18 protein-coding genes are annotated in these 20,211 nt (G+C 37.3%); all 18 read left to right on the forward strand.

All coding sequences use genetic code 11. The features are described from left to right. Nucleotides 1–45: 45 nt before the first annotated feature. The 18 genes from AC2VNP_RS18490 (at nucleotide 46) to asd (ending at nucleotide 20,208) form a co-directional block, all read left to right on the forward strand. Entirely contained in the window at nucleotides 46–4,353 is a 4,308-nt protein-coding gene (locus AC2VNP_RS18490; protein ID WP_486918737.1) for a PolC-type DNA polymerase III, read from the forward strand. A gap of 173 nt (nucleotides 4,354–4,526) precedes the next feature. Further along, nucleotides 4,527–4,997, forward strand: coding sequence for a ribosome maturation factor RimP (gene rimP / locus AC2VNP_RS18495; RefSeq protein ID WP_486918738.1), 471 nt, complete (start codon nucleotides 4,527–4,529; stop codon nucleotides 4,995–4,997). A 31-nt stretch (nucleotides 4,998–5,028) separates the two neighbouring features. Beyond that, a complete protein-coding gene (gene nusA, locus AC2VNP_RS18500) occupies nucleotides 5,029–6,153 on the forward strand; it encodes a transcription termination factor NusA (RefSeq protein WP_486918739.1) in 1,125 nt (374 codons plus the stop codon). Nucleotides 6,154–6,167: 14 nt separating this feature from the next. Continuing rightward, complete coding sequence (gene rnpM / locus AC2VNP_RS18505; protein WP_486918740.1) at nucleotides 6,168–6,431, forward strand: RNase P modulator RnpM; 264 nt, start codon at nucleotides 6,168–6,170, stop codon at nucleotides 6,429–6,431. After that, entirely contained in the window at nucleotides 6,431–6,736 is a 306-nt protein-coding gene (locus AC2VNP_RS18510) for a YlxQ family RNA-binding protein (protein ID WP_275117555.1), read from the forward strand. The genes rnpM and AC2VNP_RS18510 overlap by 1 nt, the downstream gene beginning before the upstream one ends. Before the next feature lie 16 nt (nucleotides 6,737–6,752). Then, nucleotides 6,753–8,861 (forward strand): translation initiation factor IF-2, encoded by a 2,109-nt coding sequence (infB, locus tag AC2VNP_RS18515; protein ID WP_486918741.1) that lies wholly within the window; start codon nucleotides 6,753–6,755, stop codon nucleotides 8,859–8,861. Beyond that, nucleotides 8,858–9,139 (forward strand): DUF503 domain-containing protein, encoded by a 282-nt coding sequence (locus AC2VNP_RS18520; protein ID WP_486918742.1) that lies wholly within the window; start codon nucleotides 8,858–8,860, stop codon nucleotides 9,137–9,139. Before infB ends, AC2VNP_RS18520 begins: the two co-directional genes overlap by 4 nt. A gap of 24 nt (nucleotides 9,140–9,163) precedes the next feature. Beyond that, complete coding sequence (gene rbfA, locus AC2VNP_RS18525) at nucleotides 9,164–9,517, forward strand: 30S ribosome-binding factor RbfA (RefSeq protein ID WP_418198779.1); 354 nt, start codon at nucleotides 9,164–9,166, stop codon at nucleotides 9,515–9,517. 301 nt (nucleotides 9,518–9,818) lie between these two features. Further along, nucleotides 9,819–10,727 carry a tRNA pseudouridine(55) synthase TruB gene (gene truB, locus AC2VNP_RS18530; protein ID WP_486918743.1) on the forward strand — a complete coding sequence of 303 codons (909 nt, stop codon included), beginning with the start codon at nucleotides 9,819–9,821 and terminating at the stop codon, nucleotides 10,725–10,727. 33 nt (nucleotides 10,728–10,760) lie between these two features. Further along, nucleotides 10,761–11,705, forward strand: coding sequence for a bifunctional riboflavin kinase/FAD synthetase (gene ribF, locus AC2VNP_RS18535; RefSeq protein ID WP_486918744.1), 945 nt, complete (start codon nucleotides 10,761–10,763; stop codon nucleotides 11,703–11,705). Between the two features lie 129 nt (nucleotides 11,706–11,834). Continuing rightward, nucleotides 11,835–12,104 carry a 30S ribosomal protein S15 gene (rpsO, locus tag AC2VNP_RS18540; RefSeq protein WP_486918745.1) on the forward strand — a complete coding sequence of 90 codons (270 nt, stop codon included), beginning with the start codon at nucleotides 11,835–11,837 and terminating at the stop codon, nucleotides 12,102–12,104. Nucleotides 12,105–12,280: 176 nt separating this feature from the next. Beyond that, on the forward strand, nucleotides 12,281–14,380 hold the full coding sequence (pnp, locus tag AC2VNP_RS18545) for a polyribonucleotide nucleotidyltransferase (RefSeq protein WP_486918746.1): 2,100 nt from the start codon (nucleotides 12,281–12,283) through the stop codon (nucleotides 14,378–14,380). 126 nt (nucleotides 14,381–14,506) lie between these two features. Next, nucleotides 14,507–15,484, forward strand: a complete 978-nt coding sequence (locus AC2VNP_RS18550) for a polysaccharide deacetylase family protein (RefSeq protein WP_486918747.1) — start codon at nucleotides 14,507–14,509, stop codon at nucleotides 15,482–15,484. A 17-nt stretch (nucleotides 15,485–15,501) separates the two neighbouring features. Next, nucleotides 15,502–16,740, forward strand: a complete 1,239-nt coding sequence (locus tag AC2VNP_RS18555; RefSeq protein ID WP_486918748.1) for a M16 family metallopeptidase — start codon at nucleotides 15,502–15,504, stop codon at nucleotides 16,738–16,740. A gap of 138 nt (nucleotides 16,741–16,878) precedes the next feature. Next, complete coding sequence (locus AC2VNP_RS18560; RefSeq protein ID WP_275117545.1) at nucleotides 16,879–17,121, forward strand: YlmC/YmxH family sporulation protein; 243 nt, start codon at nucleotides 16,879–16,881, stop codon at nucleotides 17,119–17,121. A 361-nt stretch (nucleotides 17,122–17,482) separates the two neighbouring features. Then, nucleotides 17,483–18,367, forward strand: coding sequence for a dipicolinic acid synthetase subunit A (gene dpaA / locus AC2VNP_RS18565; protein WP_486918749.1), 885 nt, complete (start codon nucleotides 17,483–17,485; stop codon nucleotides 18,365–18,367). 16 nt (nucleotides 18,368–18,383) lie between these two features. Continuing rightward, entirely contained in the window at nucleotides 18,384–18,977 is a 594-nt protein-coding gene (locus AC2VNP_RS18570; RefSeq protein WP_275117543.1) for a dipicolinate synthase subunit B, read from the forward strand. Nucleotides 18,978–19,158: 181 nt separating this feature from the next. Continuing rightward, complete coding sequence (gene asd / locus AC2VNP_RS18575) at nucleotides 19,159–20,208, forward strand: aspartate-semialdehyde dehydrogenase (protein WP_486918750.1); 1,050 nt, start codon at nucleotides 19,159–19,161, stop codon at nucleotides 20,206–20,208. Nucleotides 20,209–20,211 lie beyond the last annotated feature (3 nt).

The raw sequence follows: 20,211 nt of genomic DNA on the forward strand, positions 1-20,211 counted from the left end.
GTTAGCCTCATTACCTTTTACAAATAGAGGAGAGGGAGGAGTCTTATGAATACCCAGGAACAGCAAACACGAAAAGAAAGATTTCAGTTACTCCTTCAGCAAATGTTAGTACCAGAAGAACTTGTTCAACAATATTTCCATGATGGTCAAATATTGAAATTGACCATTCATAAAAATAGAAAAGCGTGGCACTTTCAATTTCAATTAGATACGGTCTTGCCGGCTAATGTATACGTTGCATTTTCTGAAAGGCTTATTCAGTCTTTTCAACACATCGCAAAAGTTTCATTTTCTATTCAATACAACAACAGCCAGTTTAATGAAGCGATGGTGGCAGATTATTGGAAAGTGATTGTTGCGCAACTGAAATCAGTATCGAATGGCTTTATTCCATTACTAGAGAAACAAACACCTAAAATAAATAACCGACATTTAATTATAGAAGCTAGAAATGAAGCTGAAAAGGAAGCATTATTACGAAAGTTAGTAGAACCATTAAAAGAAACTTGTCAAAAACTAGGGTTGCCTACTTTTCAACTAGAAATAGTAGTAAAAGAGTCTGTCGAAGAAATGAACAAGTTTATGGAACAACGCGCAAAAGAAGATCACTCTAAAGTCATCGAAGCGATGATAGAAAAGAAAAAGATGGAAAAAGACGCAGATACAAGAACTGCACAATCATCTCTTGTAATTGGTTATCAAATTAAAGATGACCCTAGACCAATTAGTGAAATCGTCGACGAGGAACGAAAAATTGCTGTTCAAGGATATGTATTTGACATAGACCTTCGAGAGTTGCGTTCAGGCCGTACGCTTCTTACTTTTAAAATTACGGACTACTCGGACTCAATTATTGTTAAGATCTTTTCAAGAGATAAAGAAGATGTACCGTTACTCCAGGGAATTAAAAAAGGAATGTGGTTAAAAGTCCAAGGAATGGTGCAAAACGATACATTCGTACGGGATCTTGTAATGATTGCAAAAGATATAAATCAAGTAAAGCCGATTGAGCGAATAGATACCGCTCCAGAGGAAGAAAAACGGGTTGAATTACACGCTCATACGACGATGAGTCAAATGGATGGAATGGTAAGTGCAGGCAGGTATGTAGAACAAGCAGCTAAATGGGGGCATAAGGCGATAGCCATTACAGACCATGCTATAGTTCAATCGTTTCCAGAGGCTTACTCAGCAAGTAAAAAACATGGAATTAAAGTTTTATATGGTCTAGAGGCCAATGTAGTTGATGACGGAGTACCGATTGCCTATAATGAAGCACCTCGTCTTTTACTTGAGGACACATATGTCGTCTTTGACGTTGAGACAACTGGCTTATCTGCTGTTTATAACACCATCATTGAGTTAGCAGCTGTTAAAGTGAAGAATGGTGAAATTATTGATCGTTTTGAATCATTTGCTGATCCACATGAACCTTTAACCAAAATCATAATTGACTTAACTGGAATAACAGATGACATGGTTAAAGGGGCACCAGAAATAGATGATGTCCTTCGAGATTTCCATGCGTTTTGTGACGATGCAATTCTTGTAGCTCACAATGCGAGCTTTGATATGGGCTTCCTAAATGTAGGCTACCGGAAAATTGGGTTAGGGGATGCAACCAACCCAGTAATTGATACCCTTGAACTTGGTCGATTTTTATATCCAGAAATGAAAAACCACCGTTTAAACACACTTTGTAAAAAGTTTGATATTGAGCTCGTAAGTCATCACCGAGCGATCTATGATGCCGAAGCAACAGGCTTCCTAATGTGGAAAATGATAAAAGATGCGAATGAGAAAGGGTTAGAGTCTCATGATCAATTAAATCAAAACATGGGTAAAGGTGAGTTTTATAGACAACGACCGTTTCATTGTATGATTCTCGCTCAAACCCAAGAAGGATTGAAAAACTTATACGAACTCGTTTCAATCGCTCACGTCAATTACTTTTTCCGTACGCCGCGAATCCCGAGATCGGAATTACAAAAACGCCGTAAGGGATTGTTAATCGGAGCATCTGGATGTGACATGGGTGAAGTATTTGAGGCAATGATGCAAAAGTCACCAGATGAAGTGGAAGAAATCGCTAAATTTTATGATTACCTTGAGATTCAACCTCCATCTAATTTTCCACAATTACTGGAGCGAGAGATCGTTAAAAGTGAGGCGCATCTCGAATTGATTATTCGTAATATCGTGAAATTAGGTGAGAAGTTAGAAAAACCAGTGGTTGCAACAGGTAACGCTCACTATCTAGATGAAAATGATGCGATATATCGAAAAATATTAATTGGTTCTCAAGGTGGAGCAAACCCACTAAATAGAAATTCCCTACCTGTCGTACACTTTCGAACGACTAATGAAATGCTAGAGTGTTTCTCGTTTTTAGGGGATGATCAAGCTAAAGAAGTGGTTGTAACGAACCCAAATAAAATAGCTGACAGTGTTGAGACGATTCAACCGATCCCAGACGACTTATACACGCCGAATATTGAAGGTGCTGATGAAGAAGTTCGAAAGATGAGTTATGACCGGGCCAGGAGTATTTACGGTGAAGATTTACCAGAGATTGTTGAAGCGCGGTTAGAAAAAGAACTGAAAAGTATCATAGGCCATGGATTTGCCGTTATCTATTTAATCTCACATAAATTGGTTAAAAAGTCTTTAATTGACGGTTATTTAGTAGGTTCAAGGGGATCTGTAGGTTCCTCATTAGTTGCGACGATGACTGAGATTACAGAGGTAAATCCGCTACCACCACATTACGTATGTCCCAACTGTCACCATTCGCACTTTTTTAATGATGGATCTGTAGGTTCGGGGTATGACCTACCAGATAAAGATTGCCCTGAATGTGGCACGAAGTATGTAAAAGACGGACAAGATATTCCCTTCGAAACGTTCCTAGGATTTAAAGGGGATAAGGTTCCCGATATCGATTTAAACTTTTCTGGTGAATATCAACCACGAGCTCATAACTATACAAAAGTATTGTTCGGTGAAGATAATGTATACCGTGCAGGTACAATTGGTACTGTAGCTGAAAAAACAGCTTATGGATATGTTAAAGGATATCAAAACGATAATAATTTACAAATTCGTTCAGCCGAAATTGACCGTCTTGTTTCTGGTTGTACAGGAGTTAAGAGAACGACGGGACAGCATCCTGGAGGTATAATTGTAGTTCCAGATTATATGAATATACATGATTTCTGTCCAATCCAGTTCCCAGCAGATGATAAAACATCTGAATGGAAAACGACACATTTCGACTTTCATTCGATTCACGATAACTTGCTAAAGTTAGATATTTTAGGACACGATGATCCGACAGTTATAAGAATGCTTCAAGACCTTAGTGGAATTGACCCTAAAACAATACCGACAGATGACACTGAAGTAATGAAAATATTCTCAAGTCCAGAAGTATTAGGCGTAACCGAAGAACAAATTATGTGTAAAACGGGAACGCTTGGAATTCCTGAATTTGGGACTCGTTTTGTTAGACAGATGCTTGAAGAAACCAAACCAAGTACCTTTTCTGAACTTGTCCAAATTTCAGGGCTGTCTCACGGAACTGACGTATGGCTGAACAATGCCAATGAATTGATATATAGTGGTACGTGTGAATTAAAAGATGTGATTGGTTGCCGTGATGATATTATGGTCTATCTAATTTATGCCGGCTTAGAACCTTCATTAGCATTTAAAATAATGGAAAGTGTACGTAAAGGTAAAGGGCTTCAAGAAGAGTGGATTGAAGAGATGAAAAAGAATAATGTACCAGATTGGTATATTGGTTCTTGCTTGAAAATTAAGTACATGTTCCCGAAAGCCCATGCTGCAGCGTATGTATTAATGGCTGTTCGAATTGCTTATTTCAAAGTCCATTTTCCACTCCTTTATTACGCAGCATATTTTACCGTCCGAGCAGACGACTTTGATCTTGACATCATGGTCAAGGGTTCGACAAGCATTCGTGCGAAAATTGAAGAAATCAATGCGAAGGGCTTAGATGCTGCTCCAAAAGAAAAAAGTTTATTAACGGTACTCGAATTAGCGCTTGAAATGTGTGAACGTGGATTTTCGTTCCAAAAAGTTGATTTATATCGTTCAAGTGCAACAGAGTTTATCATCGATGGAGATACCCTTTTACCACCATTTAATGCTCTAAATGGTGTCGGTACGAACGCAGCTATAAACATCGTCCGTGCTAGAGAAGAACGAGAATTCCTTTCGATTGAGGATTTACAACAACGTAGTAAATCAACAAAAACGGTGATCGAACATTTACAGGATCACGGTTGTTTAGAAGGGTTACCAGAGTCGAATCAACTGTCTCTATTCTAACTTTGTCACATTGCCCTTCTGTTGCAATTAAGGAAAGATTATGATATTGTTTTTATGGCAATACTTAGAATAGGAAGAGAGAAGAGTGGGGAAACCCACTCTTTCTTATTCCTCCTTAAAAGTAAAGGGATAGAAAATATGGAAAAACTGGATATGCAATAAAGGAGGAGCCTATGAGCAATAAGGTTACGGATATTACAGAAGAGTTAGTTTCACCTATAGTAGACGAGTTAGATTTGGAGTTAGTCGATATAGAGTTCAAAAAAGAAGGGAAAAACTGGTTTTTACGAGTTTTTATAGATTCTGAAAACGGTGTTGATATAGAAGATTGTGGAACGGTAAGTGAGCGTTTAAGTGAGAAACTCGACGAACTAGACCCAATCACGCAAGCTTATTTTCTTGAAGTTTCCTCTCCAGGGGCAGAAAGACCTTTAAAAAAGGAAAAGGATATTTATAAAGCTGTTGGGAAGAACGTACATGTAACTACATATGAACCGATTGAAGGCGAGAAAGCTTTTGAAGGCAAGTTAGTTGACTTTGATGGCTCGGACTTAAAAATTGAAGTGAAAATAAAAACTCGTAAAAAAGAAATTACGATTCCTTATACAAAAGTAGCAAGCGCAAGATTAGCCATTATTTTTTAAGGTTTTTATATTGAAAGGGGGAAAGAATTCCATGAATAGTGATTTTATGGAAGCACTATCTACTTTAGAAAAAGAAAAAGGTATTAGCAAAGAAGTTATTTTAGAAGCTATTGAAGCAGCTTTAATTTCAGGTTACAAGCGTAACTTTAATCAAGCACAGAATGTTCGTGTAGATATTAACCGTGAAACAGGAGACATTAGAGTCTTTGCACGAAAAACAGTTGTTGAAGAAGTTTTTGACGCAAGATTAGAAATTTCTCAAGATGCTGCTAAAGAGTTAAATCCTAATTTCGAAGTGGATGATGTAGTCGAAATTGAAGTGACACCGAAAAACTTTGGACGTATTGCTGCACAAACAGCAAAGCAAGTTGTAACTCAACGTGTCCGTGAAGCTGAGCGTGGTATTATCTATTCTGATTTTATCGATCGTGAAGAAGATATTATTACGGGAATTGTTCAGCGACAAGATAGTCGTTTTATCTATGTAGATCTAGGGAAAGTAGAAGCAATTCTGCCTGTAAATGAACAAATGCCAAATGAAAGCTATCGTCATAATGACAGAATTAAGGCATTTATTACGAAAGTTGAAAAAACGACTAAAGGTCCTCAAATTATGATTTCACGCACACATCCGGGACTATTAAAGCGTTTATTTGAACTAGAGGTACCGGAGATTTATGATGGAACGGTTGAAATTAAATCGGTGGCACGTGAAGCTGGGGATCGTTCAAAAATTGCAGTACACGCTGAAAATCCTGAAGTTGATCCAGTTGGAGCGTGTGTTGGTCCGAAAGGTCAGCGTGTTCAGACAATTGTTAATGAGTTAAAAGGTGAAAAAATTGATATTGTCCGCTGGTCTGAGGATCCAATAGAGTACGTTGCAAACGCACTTAGTCCTTCAAAGGTTGTTCAAGTAAAAGTTAATGAAGAAGAGAAGATGACTCAAGTTATCGTTCCTGATTATCAACTTTCATTAGCGATTGGAAAACGTGGACAAAATGCACGTTTAGCAGCAAAGCTGACAGGGTGGAAAATTGATATAAAAAGTGAGTCTGAAGCAGAAGAACTTGGGTTACTAGATCCTGTTGAAGGTACATTAGAACAAACGGCAGTAAATGAAACTGTAGAAGAGGAAGAAATTGAATTAGATAAGTAAGGGAGATGGAGCCAATGAAGCAACGTAAAGTTCCACTTCGAAAATGTATCGTCACCAACGAAATGAAGCCTAAGAAAGAACTCATTCGGATCGTTCGTTCTCCAGAAGGGGAAGTTTCTATTGATCAAACGGGGAAAAAGAATGGACGAGGTGCATACATATCTAATGGGAAAGAATACTTTGAGCAAGCGAAGAAAAAAGATACTCTTTCAAGGCACCTTAATATTAAAGTAAGTGAAGAGATTTATGATCAATTAATTGAACAGGTTGGGAAATAATGAACGAAAATAAATGGTTGTCTCTTTTAGGGCTTGCGGCTAGAGCACGAAAAATCGTTTCAGGCGAAGAGTTGGTTATAAAAGAAATTCGAAAAAAACAAGTTCATCTTGTAATCGTTTCTACGGATGCATCCGAAGCAACAGGGAAAAAGTTGAACGACAAATGTACATTTTATAATACACCTATACGAATGACTGGAACGAGAGAACTGCTTGGCCAAGCTATTGGGAAGAGAGAGAGAGTCGTATTAGGTGTTATCGACCAAGGCTTCGCGAAGAAGTTGATCTCACTAATCGATCAATAAAGGTGGAGGTAAACATATGAGGAAGATGCGAATATATGAATATGCAAAAGAAAAAAACATTACTAGTAAGGAAGTCATCGAACAATTAAAAAAATTAGGTTTTTCTGTCACCAATCACATGTCAGTTATTGATGAGGAAGCGATGCAAAAGCTTATCGGGGAAAGTAATGGAAATAAAAATGTTGGAGAAGAAGTTTCTTCAAATAAACAGAAAGAAGACCGTCCGTCAAAAATGAAAAAAACAAACAATGATGATAAAGGAAATAATCAACAAAAAAATAGTAATAAAAAAGGTAACAATAAGAAGCCAAAAGGAAAAAACAACTTTCAGCAGAGTAACCAAGCCCAACAAAAACCTGCGAAACAACCACTTCCTGACAAGGTTACATACTCAGGTACATTAACAGTAGGTGAGCTTGCTAAGAAACTTCACAAAGAACCATCGGAAATTATTAAAAAATTACTCTTCTTAGGTGTAATGGCTACGATTAACCAAGAGTTAGATAAAGACTCGATTGAATTAATTGCTGGTGATTATGGTGTGGAAGTAGAAGAAGAAATCATTATTGATGAAACAAACTTCGAAGAATTTGTTGAAGAGGAGAACGAAGCTGAATTACAGGAGCGTCCTCCAGTTGTAACCATTATGGGACACGTTGACCACGGAAAAACAACATTATTGGATTCAATTCGTAATACAAAAGTAACTGCTGGAGAAGCTGGTGGGATTACACAGCACATAGGTGCTTACCAAGTAGAAGTCGAAGGAAAACGCATTACGTTCCTAGATACACCAGGACACGCCGCGTTCACAACGATGCGTGCTCGTGGTGCTCAAGTTACGGATATTACTATTCTTGTGGTTGCCGCTGATGACGGTGTTATGCCTCAAACTAAAGAAGCAATCAGCCACGCAAAAGCTGCAGGTGTACCTATCATCGTTGCTGTAAACAAAATGGATAAGGAAGCTGCAAACCCTGACCGAGTGATGCAGGAGTTAACGGAGTTCGAATTAGTACCAGAAGCTTGGGGTGGGGATACAATTTTTGTTCCAGTATCTGCATTACAAGGAGAAGGTATTGATGAATTACTGGAAATGATATTACTTGTTGCTGAAGTAGAAGAATATAAAGCAAATCCAGACAGTTTAGCAAGAGGTACTGTAATCGAAGCTCAATTAGATAAAGGACGCGGACCGGTAGCAACGTTGTTAGTTCAATCAGGAACTTTGAAAGTCGGGGACCCTATCGTAGTCGGTAATACATTTGGTCGAGTACGTGCCATGACAAATGATTTAGGTCGTCGAGTAAAGACAGTTGGCCCAGCAGCTCCTGTTGAAATTACTGGATTAAATGATGTTCCGCATGCTGGCGATCAATTTAAAGTGTTTGAAGATGAGAAGACAGCACGTCAAATTGGTGAGACTCGTATGATTCGTCAACGAGATGAAGAGCGTAACGAAACATCTAAAGTAAGCCTTGATGATTTGTTTAATCAAATACAACAAGGGGAGATTAAAGAGATCAACGTTATCATTAAAGGTGACGTTCAAGGGTCAGTTGAGGCATTACGTGGTTCACTAGAAAAGATTGACGTTGCAGGTGTAAAGGTTAATATTATTCATACAGGTGTAGGAGCAATTACTGAATCAGATATCATTTTAGCTGCAGCATCCAACGCTATCGTTATTGGTTTTAATGTTCGTCCAGATGCTAATACGAAGAGAGTGGCTGATTCAGAAAACGTTGATATTCGACTCCACCGAATTATTTATAATGTAATTGAAGAAATTGAGAGTGCGATGAAGGGAATGCTTGACCCTGAATATGAAGAAAAAGTTATTGGTCAAGTAGAAATTCGTCAAACATTTAAAGTTTCAAAAATTGGTATGATTGCTGGTTCATATGTTACAGACGGTAAGATTACACGTGATTCTACAGTACGTTTAATCCGTGATGGAATTGTTATTTATGAAGGTGCAATTAACGCTCTTAAACGCTTTAAAGATGACGCTAAAGAAGTTTCAGCTGGTTATGAATGTGGAATTACATTAGAGAACTTTAATGATGTCAAAGAAGGCGATATTATCGAAGCTTACGTCATGGAGGAAATTAAACGTAAATGACAATAGGTGCAGTTTACTGTGAACTATTAATTTATGACGCCCAGTCTTTAAAGGACAAACGCTCAGTTTTAAAAAGTTTAATAACAAGGTTAAAACAACGTTTTAATGTATCGGTTGCAGAAATCGGACATCAGAATGTTTGGCAGCGATCAGAAATTGCAGTTGTAACTGTATCCGCAAATAAAAATGTGGCAGAACAGGAAATAGATCGAGTTTTATCTTTTATTGATCGTATGACTGAATTAGAACGAACAGTTACAAACTATGAATGGCTGTAATAGCTATTAGTGAGGTGACTTTATATGAGTAATGTTAGAGCAAACCGTGTTGGGGAGCAAATGAAGAAAGAACTTAGCGACATTATCATGCGTGAAATTAAAGATCCGAGAGTACGATTTGTAACAGTTACAGGCGTTGATGTAACCGGTGACTTGCAGCAGGCAAAAGTTTACATCACTGTACTCGGTGATGAAAAAGAGAAAGAGGATACGATCCAAGGGCTATCAAAAGCAAAAGGATTTATTCGAACTGAGATTGGAAAACGAATACGTCTACGAAAAACTCCAGAAATTGAGTTTGAATTTGATGAGTCGATTGAGTATGGTAACCGTATTGAAACGTTATTGACGGAAATAAACAAACAAAAAAATGATTAATTAAGAAGAGGCTGACTCATAAGTGTCTTTATACCTTACAAAATGAATGGTCCGATATGGCTCGTTTAGAAGTAGGTAGATGACTCTTTGCTTTTGGAGTCAGCTTCTTTTTTTCAAGATGAAAAAGTTTGACTTTTCCGTAATGCTCAGTCTTTTCGTTCTTTCTTGGTTAAGTTAACTATGCCAGTTAGGACCTTTTGTTCCTTTATTTCATACAAAGGTCTGAGTCCCATTTTACTTTGCTGAACGGGTGCTTGCGCTTTTTTGTAATATCTGTACTTACATATATGAGGTGACTGATTTGGAATATAACGGAATACTACCTTTACATAAACCTAAAGGAATGACATCCCACGATTGTGTTTTCCGCCTGCGAAAATTATTAAAAACGAAAAAAGTTGGACATACAGGTACATTAGATCCTGATGTTACAGGTGTATTACCTATATGTATAGGAAAAGCAACAAAAGTAGCTGAGTATATGAGCGACTATCCGAAAGAATATGTTGGAGAAGTTACCCTTGGTTCGTCTACAACAACTGAAGATAGTAGTGGTGAGATCGTTGAGCAAAAAAGCGTGGAAACGCCGCCTACGATAGAACAGGTTAAGAATATTCTTCATGGCTTTACAGGTCAAATCGATCAAGTTCCACCTATGTATTCTGCTGTGAAAGTAAAAGGCAAGAAGTTATATGAATATGCTAGGGCAGGAATCGAAGTTGAGCGACCTGTTAGACGTGTGAACATATACGAGATACAATTAGTAGAAAATGAAATTAAGTCAAGTCATAATACGGCGTCTTTTTCATTCCGGGTGAAATGCAGTAAAGGCACCTATGTTAGAACCCTCGCGGTTGATATTGGAAAAACATTAGGATACCCGGCTCACATGTCTTATTTACAACGGATCGCTTCGGGACCTTTTCAATTATCAGATTGTTATACATTTGAACAACTCGAGGACATGGTAGAAAAAAATGAAGTCCAAAACGTACTATTGCCAATAGAGGAAGCGATTAAACACTTTCCTTCAGTTGTTGTAGATAGAGAAACCGAGGCAAAAATTAAAAATGGATCAGTGTTACCACAATTTAAATCAATAGATGAAAATCGATTTTCTGTATATAATGAAGACGGAGTATGTTTAGCAATCTATCAACCGCATCCAACAAAGCAAGGATTAATTAAACCAGAGAAAATGTTGAGTTAACTACTGCACTCAACAAAAAGAAGGTGAAAGACATTGGACGTTATTCATTTAACCTACCCATTAAAGATTAGAAATGAAAAACCAACAGTTTTAGCTCTTGGCTACTTTGATGGAGTGCATATAGGTCATCAAAAGGTAATTGAAACGGCAAAGAAGATTGCAATGGAAAAAGGTATACTAACCTCGGTTATGACTTTTAATCCGCATCCCAAAGAAGTTTTAAGAAAGCCAATAGAGCCAATGATGTATATTACACCGTTAGATAAAAAAATTGAAGTATTAACGGAATTAGGTGTCGACCAGTTATTTGTTGTTCAGTTTGACCATTCATTCTCAAAACTAACCCCTCAACAATTCGTTGATGACTACTTGATTAACATGCATGTAAAGCATGTAGTGGCAGGTTTTGATTATAGTTATGGCCACTTAGGAAAAGGAACTATGGAAACTTTACCTTTCCATTCTAGAGGAGTTTTTGATCAGACAACAGTAAATAAAGTCCAATTAGGCGAATTAAAAATTAGCTCAACTTTAATTAGGAGTAAGATTGAAGATGGAGCCGTCGACGAGCTTACTGAACTTCTCGGACGTCATTACGTTGTAGAGGGTGTTGTTGTACATGGGGATAAACGTGGACGTACTATTGGTTTCCCTACAGCTAATATCAAATTAACTAATAGGTATATGATTCCGAAACTAGGTGTTTATGCTGTTACGTTAGATGTAAAAGGAACACAGTATGAAGGTGTGTGTAACATTGGATATCGACCGACCTTTAAAGATGAAGAAGCCCAGCCGACAATTGAAGTACATTTATTTGATTTTAACAAAGATATATATGATGAAGTTATTTCGCTTACTTTCCATCAATATATTAGAACAGAGAAAAAATTTGGATCAATGGATGAACTTATCAAACAAATTGAATTAGATAAAAATGCAGCAGAAAGGTATTTTCAACTAAATAAGGCTAAATAACTTGCATTTATCTAAAAAAAAAGGTATTCTAGTATCTGTACTAAAAGTACTAAAAACCATTGCTTGGCAAAATCGCTTCACCGACGTTTTGCTAGGGAATTGGTGATTATTTTGAAGGAGGTGGATAGGATGGCACTAACACAAGAACGTAAGAACGAGATCATCAGTGAGTTCAAAACTCATGACAGTGACACTGGTTCTCCAGAAGTACAAATCGCTATCCTTACTGAGCAAATCAACACATTAAATGGGCACTTACGTACTCATAAGAAGGATCACCACTCACGTCGTGGTCTTTTGAAAATGGTTGGGCAACGTCGTAATCTTTTAACGTACCTACGTAATAAAGATGTAATTCGTTACCGTAACCTTGTTGATAAGCTAGGATTACGTCGCTAATCACAAGTTAACACTTAATAAAAAGCGGGAGCATTCCCGCTTTTTTATTAGGGAAAATTAATGGTTATTTTATCCATTATGTTGGACATTTGATTTATTCTTTTATTTTAAGTATAAATAGGTAATAATAAAGACAGATTGAACGATTTTGTTTAACGAGAGGAGTACAAACCTGTATGGAACAAGAAAACCAAGTTTTTTCTTTTGAATGGGCAGGTCGCCAATTAACAGTTGAAACAGGCCAATTAGCTAAGCAAGCAAATGGTGCTGTCATGGTCCGATATGGTGACACTGCTGTGCTTTCAACGGTTACAGCTTCAAAAGAACCGAAAGATTTACCGTTCTTCCCGCTTACAGTAAATTATGAAGAACGCCTTTATGCAGTTGGAAAAATTCCAGGTGGCTTTATCAAACGTGAGGGACGTCCTAGCGAAAAAGCAATACTCGCAAGTCGCTTGATAGACCGACCAATACGTCCACTTTTTGCTGATGGCTTCCGTAACGAAGTTCAAGTCATTAGTATTGTAATGAGTGTGGACCAAGATTGTTCTTCCGAAATGGCTGCAATGATTGGTTCCAGTTTAGCACTAAGTATTTCTGATATCCCGTTCGACGGTCCAATTGCTGGTGTTACAGTAGGGCGAATTAACGATGAGTTTGTTATTAATCCAACACCAACTCAACTAGAGAACAGTGATATTAATTTAGTCGTAGCAGGTACAAAAGAAGCCATTAACATGGTAGAAGCGGGTGCGGACGAAGTTACCGAGGAAGTCATGTTAGAAGCTATTATGTTTGGACATGAGGAAATTAAACGTCTTATTGCATTCCAAGAAGAGGTTGTTTCTAAAGTTGGAAAAGAGAAGAAGGAAGTAGTTCTACGAGAACTTGATCCAGAGTTAGAGCAACAAGTTCGTGCAATCGCAGAGTCGGACTTAAAACAAGCTGTACAAGTTGTTGAGAAACACGCACGTCAAGATGCAATTGATGGGGTTATTAATGAAACAGTAGCCAAATTCGAAGAAAATGAAGAAGTTAATGTATCTGAAGTAAAAGAAATTTTACATAAGATTGTAAAAGAAGAAGTTCGACGTTTAATAACAAAAGAAAAAGTCCGTCCAGATGGAAGATCAATTGATGAGATCCGCGCCCTTTCTTCACAAGTTAAATTATTACCAAGAACGCATGGTTCAGGTCTATTTACACGTGGACAAACTCAAGCGCTAAGTATTTGTACTTTAGGAGCATTAGGAGATGTTCAAATTCTTGATGGATTAGGAATTGAAGAATCAAAACGTTTTATGCACCACTATAATTTCCCGCAATTTAGTGTTGGTGAAACAGGGCCAATTAGAGGCCCAGGGCGTCGTGAAATTGGACATGGTGCACTTGGTGAGCGTGCATTAGAGCCAGTTATTCCAAATGAAAACGACTTCCCTTATACAATTCGCCTAGTTTCAGAAGTTCTTGAGTCAAATGGTTCAACATCACAAGCTTCGATTTGTGCAAGTACATTGGCAATGATGGACGCTGGTGTTCCAATTAAAGCACCTGTTGCTGGTATTGCTATGGGTCTTGTTAAATCAGGCGATGATGTTACGGTTTTAACAGACATTCAAGGGATGGAAGATGCTTTAGGTGATATGGACTTTAAAGTAGCAGGTACAAAAGATGGTGTAACTGCTCTACAAATGGATATTAAGATCAGTGGTATTGATCGTAACATCTTAAAGGAAGCACTTGATCAAGCAAAACGTGGTCGTATGGTTATTTTAGATAGTATGTTAGCTGCAATCGGTGAAGCGCGTACTGAACTATCAGAATACGCTCCTAAGATATTGACAATGAAGATTAATCCAGATAAAATCCGTGATGTTATTGGTCCAAGTGGAAAAATGATTAATAAGATTATTGAAGATACTGGAGTTAAAATTGACATTGAACAAGATGGCACAGTGTATATTTCTTCTATTAATCATGAAATGAACCTAAAAGCTAAATCGATCATTGAAGACATCGTTCGAGAAGTTGAAGTGGGACAAACATACTTAGGAAAAGTTAAACGCATTGAAAAATTCGGTGCATTTGTTGAACTATTCAAAGGTAAAGACGGACTTGTCCACATCTCACAGTTGGCTGAAGAACGTGTCAATAAAGTTGAAGACGTAGTGAAGATCGGTGATGAAATTTTAGTGAAAGTTACTGAAATCGATCCGCAAGGACGTGTAAACTTATCACGTAAAGTACTACTTAAAGAACAAAAGCAAGAAAGTTAATAAGGAGAGGCTGGACAATGACCAGTCTCTTTTTAAGCACCCTTAAAGAATAGCAATACTTTTCAAGCTAAGCTTGTTCTACCCTGTCCAATATGTGCATACGATTTAGTACAAGGGGGTAGAGCGATGAAAAGCAAGTATAGTGTTCATTTATTTATATTTCTCTTTATTATTCTTATTGCATATGGGACAATTCAAAACCCATTTACAGTGAATTACATAGACCAATTGAAGCAAGAGTCAATAATGGTTTCTAAGATGCAAGATCCACTATATGAGCAAATTGCGACTGAGGCGAAAAAGTATGAAAAGGAGCCTATTGACGCAGTTGCAGATAAAGTTTGGAAAGCTGTCCCAGGTTATAATGGCTTACAAGTCGATATTGAGGCTTCCTACCAGAAAATGAAAAAAGAAGCTGTCTATGATAAGCATAAGCTCGTATTTCGTGAAATAGAGCCGAAAGTTCATTTAGAAGACTTACCTCCACTGCCTATTTATAAAGGTAATCCAGAAAAACCAATGGTTAGTCTTCTTGTAAACGTAGCCTGGGGAAATGAATATTTACCTGATATGTTGAAGATTATGAATAAGCATGATGTTAAGTCGACTTTCTTTTTAGATGGCTCTTGGGTTAAAAATAATCCAAAGTTGGCTAAAATGATACTTGAAGAAGGTCATGAGATCGGTAACCATGCCTATTCACATCCAGATATGAAACAACTATCAGCTGCACGAATCAGAGAAGAACTTAATAAAACAAATGAAGTAATCTATGCAACATTAGAAGTTACACCAAAGTGGTTTGCTCCTCCTAGTGGTAGCTTTCGGCAAGAAGTTGTTGATATTGCTGCAAATTTAAATATGAAAACAATCATGTGGAGTGTTGATACGGTCGATTGGAAACGACCAGATCCCCAATCGATGGCACAAAGAGTTCTGAGTAAAGTTCATCCCGGAGCTATGGTATTGATGCATCCGACTTCTTCTACTGCAGCAGGTCTGGAGCAAATGATTGTCGGTATAAAAAACAAAGGCTATCAAATTGGTACCGTCTCACACTTAATGGATGAGTCAAGAATAAATTTTGGTGTAACCCTAGACTAAAGTTAGGGGGATGTATATTGATACAAAAAGTTGAACTGCCAAATGGCTTACGTATACTTGTTGAACAAATACCTCATGTTCGTTCCGTTTCAATTGGGATTTGGATTGGAACAGGTTCAAGATTCGAGGAAAAACGTGAAAATGGAGTTTCGCATTTCTTAGAGCATATGTTCTTTAAAGGAACAAAGACGCGTTCAGCTGCAGATATAGCGGAGTCATTTGATTGTATTGGCGGTCAAGTGAACGCGTTTACTTCTAAAGAATATACATGCTATTATTCAAAAGTTCTAGATGAGCATGCGGAGTATGCTTTAGACGTTTTATCTGATATGTTCTTTAACTCTGTTTTTGCTCCTGAAGAGCTTGAAAAAGAAAAGAATGTTGTTTTCGAGGAAATTAAAATGGTTGATGATACGCCTGATGACATTGTTCATGATCTTTTATCGAAGGCTAGCTTCGGTGAACATCCGCTCGGATTACCAATTCTCGGCACCGTGGAAACTTTAACTTCGTTTGATGCTGATTTACTACGTGACTATATGAGGAGATATTACACCGCAGAAAATGTAGTCGTATCAATAGCGGGTAATATAGATGAGAAGATAATTGATAAAATTAAGGAAACATTCTCAACTGTCCAGAAAAGTGATGGATCAGGAACTGTTGAAAAGCCAGCATTTTTAGCAGAACATATCGCTAGAAAAAAAGAAACGGAACAGGCCCATATTTGTATCGGATACCAAGGCTTACAAATTGGACACAAAGATATCTATAGCCTAGTCCTATTAAATAATATTTTAGGTGGAAGCATGAGCAGTCGTCTCTTTCAAGAAATTCGTGAAAAACGAGGCTTAGCTTACTCAGTGTTTTCCTATCATACGGCTTACCAAGATGATGGAGTATTAACATTGTACTCAGGCACTGCTCCTCACCAGTTAGACCAATTGTACGATGCTGTAATGGAAACGGTTGAGCAACTTAGCAAAGAAGGTATTAAAGAAAAAGAACTTAACAACGGTAAAGAGCAACTCAAAGGAAACTTAATGTTAAGTCTAGAGAGTACTAACAGTAGAATGAGCCGGAACGGTAAAAATGAATTGTTATTAAAGCGCCATCGTTCACTAGATGAGATTATTGAGGAAATTAACAATGTTTCAATTGATGCTGTTAATGACCTAGCTAAGACAATTTTTACTAGTACACCTGCTATTTCTCTTATTAGTCCAAAGGGTGAATTACCAAAAGGGCTGCAGTAATTCATATAAGATGTGTTACCAGCATTTAGCTAAGTGACTACTTTTTTATTACCAGGTTGAATTGAACCTGGTATTTTTTTGTCCAATTGTTCATATGAAATATAAAAGGGAAAGAATTGACAACTAGGGGGGACAAACGTGAGGTTAAGTGAGATAAGCGGGAAGGAAATTATTGATTATCAAAAAGGAGAACGACTAGGTATTCTCGGACAGACGGACCTTGTGATTGATGAGAGTACCGGCCAAATTCAAGCTTTTATAATTCCAACAATGAAATGGTTTGGATTTGGGAAAAAAGATAAAGAAGTAAAAGTATATTGGCACCAAATTAAAAAGATAGGAACGGATATGATTATTATTGATATGGGAGAGTTTCAATAAGTAACTAAGGAAATGAAGGGCTGACATTTATTGTCAGTCTTTTTTGTTTAAAAAGCCAAAGTCTAAAAGTATTTTTTAATTAAACTAAATACTCACCCATTTTGCATGTAATACATATGCTAGTTGTGAAATAGCTAAGGTAATTACAAAAGAATATAAAATTAACCAACAAAAATTAGGAGTGCTACAAGTTTTACTGATGTACCATAGTCTTAGCACTAGGTTAACATCTAGCGATTAGGATTTAGTTATTAATTAATTATTTATTTATTTATTCACCAATCAACCCCCACATCGATAAGTATAGGATAGAACCTTTGCTTATTTAGTAGTTAATTTAATAGGAAAGGGGAGGACTAGAATGCTTACTGGGAAACACATTGTCATCATGGGCGGGGATGCAAGGCAACTAGAAATTATTCGAAAGCTTTCAACGCTAGATGGAAAAATCTCAATGGTTGGATTTGAACAACTAGATGACGGATTTGTCGGTGCAACAAAGAAGCAAATCGATGAAGTCAACTTTCAGTCAGTAGATGCGATCCTATTGCCTGTTAGTGGAACAGGTCAACAAGGTGAAGTAGAAACCATCTTTTCGAATGAAGGAATCAAGTTGACAAAGGAGATTTTAAAAAAGACACCTGACCATTGCGTAGTATATACAGGGATCACGAATGATTATTTAAACCAAACGGTTAAGGCTGCAAACCGCAAACTAGTAAAGTTACTAGAACGAGATGACATAGCCATATATAATTCAATTCCTACAGTTGAAGGTACTATTATGATGGCTATACAACATACCGACATTACGATTCACAGTTCAAAGGTAGTTGTCATAGGCTTCGGTCGTGTCGGTATGTCAGTAGCAAGAACATTTGCTGCATTAGGAGCGGATGTGAAAGTAGGTGCAAGAAACTCGAGTCATATTGCTCGAATAACGGAATTGGGTCTAAAACCATTTCACACATCGAAGTTAATTGATCAAGTTTCAGATGTAGATATTTGTATTAATACAATTCCAAGCTTGGTCGTTTCGGCAGATGTGATTGCACAAATGCCTACAAATTCACTTATTATTGATCTTGCTTCTAAGCCAGGTGGTACTGATTTCCGTTATGCTGAAAAGAGGGGAATAAAAGCTTTGCTAGCTCCAGGTCTGCCAGGAATAGTAGCTCCCAAAACAGCGGGTCAAATATTAGCTAACGTGTTAGCTGAATTACTAAAAGATCAAGATAAGAAATAAAAAGGAGGACATGGTCATGTCATTAAAAGGAAAGCATATTGGCTTTGGATTAACCGGTTCTCATTGTACGTACGATGAAGTGTTACCTTTAATGAAAAAACTGGTAGAAATGGGGGCTAAGGTTACTCCATTCGTCACTCATACAGTGGCATCAACAGACACAAAGTTTGGAAAAAGTGAAGACTGGATTCAAAAAATTAAAGAAATTACACAAGAGGATATTGTAGATTCAATGCCAAAAGCTGAACCATTTGGACCAAAGACACCATTAGATTGTATGGTAATTGCCCCAATGACAGGAAATTCAACAAGTAAATTTGCGAATGCTATGACAGATTCACCTGTATTAATGGGTGCCAAGGCCACATTAAGAAATGGAAAGCCAGTTGTGCTAGCTATATCTACTAATGATGCACTTGGATTAAATGGGGTCAATATTATGCGTTTAATGGCCACTAAAAATATATATTTTGTTCCATTCGGTCAAGATAATCCACAGGTAAAACCTAACTCTCTTGTAGCGAGAATGGAAGCATTACCTGAAACTATTGAGTCTGCGATTGCTGGTAAACAATATCAACCAGTTTTAGTGGAAAAATTCAGAGACTAGTTCTATAACGTTGTTGCTAAAAATTAAGATTTCCCTTAAAGTTTAATAGGAGTGCTTGAGTGATTTACTGTCATTTAAGCTATGGTATGTTAAAATAGATTTCATCAATATGAACTTCTTATTTGGTGAGTGTTTAAAACATCCACTATTAAACTATGAATCTTGAAGGGAGATAGGAAACATGGCAGTTGAAAAAGGATATCATATAGCGGTCGTTGGAGCAACTGGAGCGGTAGGACAACAAATGTTAAAAACATTAGAGGAAAGAGATTTTCCAATTCAATCGGTTAAACTACTTTCTTCTAAGCGTTCTGCAGGAAAGAAGATCATTTTTAAAGGTGAAGAGATTACTGTGGAAGAAGCAACTCCAGAAAGTTTTGAAGGCGTACAACTGGCATTGTTCAGTGCGGGTGGTTCGGTTTCTAAAGCGCTAGCTCCTGAAGCAGCAAAGCGTGGAGCGATTTGTGTTGATAATACAAGTGCGTTCCGAATGGATGAAAATGTACCTCTAGTTGTACCTGAAGTAAATGAGGAAGATTTACGACTTCATAACGGGATTATTGCAAACCCAAATTGCTCAACTATCCAAATGGTAGTTGCTCTTGAACCTTTACGTGAAAAATATGGTATTAAAAAAGTTGTTGTTTCAACGTACCAAGCCGTATCTGGTGCAGGGTTAAATGCTATTAATGAAATGAAAGAACAAACAAAGGACCTATTGGAAGGAAAAGAAGTAACTCCAGAAGTTCTTCCAGTAGGAGGGGATAAAAAGCATTACCAAATTGCGTTTAATGCAATTCCTCAAATCGATAAATTCCAAGAAAATGGATACACTTTTGAAGAAATGAAGATGATTAACGAAACGAAAAAAATTATGCATCTGCCAGAACTAGAAGTAGCTGCTACTTGCGTTCGTCTGCCAGTTGAAACTGGACATTCAGAATCTGTATACGTTGAAACAGAAAAGGGCGGAGCTACAGTTGAAGAAATTAAGCAACTTCTAGCTTCTTCACCAGGTGTAACGTTACAAGATGACCCAGCAAATCAAGTATATCCAATGGCAATTGATTGTGTTGGTAAAAATGATGTATTTGTTGGTAGAATTCGAAAAGATTTAGATCGAGATAATGGCTTCCATATGTGGATTGTCTCAGATAACCTTCTTAAGGGTGCTGCATGGAACTCAGTTCAAATCGCAGAGAGTTTAGTAAAATTACAATTATTGAAATAAGAG

The sequence above is a fragment of the Alkalihalobacterium sp. TH-98 genome (genome assembly GCF_057473385.1).

What these genes read in the sequence shown, in the direction of transcription:
- nusA (WP_486918739.1), top strand. Translation starts at nt 5,029, where the DNA reads ATGAATAGTGATTTTATGGAAGCACTATCTACTTTAGAAAAAGAAAAA.
- AC2VNP_RS18520 (WP_486918742.1), top strand. Translation starts at nt 8,858, where the DNA reads ATGACAATAGGTGCAGTTTACTGTGAACTATTAATTTATGACGCCCAG.
- pnp (WP_486918746.1), top strand. Translation starts at nt 12,281, where the DNA reads ATGGAACAAGAAAACCAAGTTTTTTCTTTTGAATGGGCAGGTCGCCAA.
- rimP (WP_486918738.1), top strand. Translation starts at nt 4,527, where the DNA reads ATGAGCAATAAGGTTACGGATATTACAGAAGAGTTAGTTTCACCTATA.
- AC2VNP_RS18550 (WP_486918747.1), top strand. Translation starts at nt 14,507, where the DNA reads ATGAAAAGCAAGTATAGTGTTCATTTATTTATATTTCTCTTTATTATT.
- dpaA (WP_486918749.1), top strand. Translation starts at nt 17,483, where the DNA reads ATGCTTACTGGGAAACACATTGTCATCATGGGCGGGGATGCAAGGCAA.
- AC2VNP_RS18490 (WP_486918737.1), top strand. Translation starts at nt 46, where the DNA reads ATGAATACCCAGGAACAGCAAACACGAAAAGAAAGATTTCAGTTACTC.
- AC2VNP_RS18570 (WP_275117543.1), top strand. Translation starts at nt 18,384, where the DNA reads ATGTCATTAAAAGGAAAGCATATTGGCTTTGGATTAACCGGTTCTCAT.
- asd (WP_486918750.1), top strand. Translation starts at nt 19,159, where the DNA reads ATGGCAGTTGAAAAAGGATATCATATAGCGGTCGTTGGAGCAACTGGA.
- rpsO (WP_486918745.1), top strand. Translation starts at nt 11,835, where the DNA reads ATGGCACTAACACAAGAACGTAAGAACGAGATCATCAGTGAGTTCAAA.
- AC2VNP_RS18510 (WP_275117555.1), top strand. Translation starts at nt 6,431, where the DNA reads ATGAACGAAAATAAATGGTTGTCTCTTTTAGGGCTTGCGGCTAGAGCA.
- rbfA (WP_418198779.1), top strand. Translation starts at nt 9,164, where the DNA reads ATGAGTAATGTTAGAGCAAACCGTGTTGGGGAGCAAATGAAGAAAGAA.
- rnpM (WP_486918740.1), top strand. Translation starts at nt 6,168, where the DNA reads ATGAAGCAACGTAAAGTTCCACTTCGAAAATGTATCGTCACCAACGAA.
- infB (WP_486918741.1), top strand. Translation starts at nt 6,753, where the DNA reads ATGAGGAAGATGCGAATATATGAATATGCAAAAGAAAAAAACATTACT.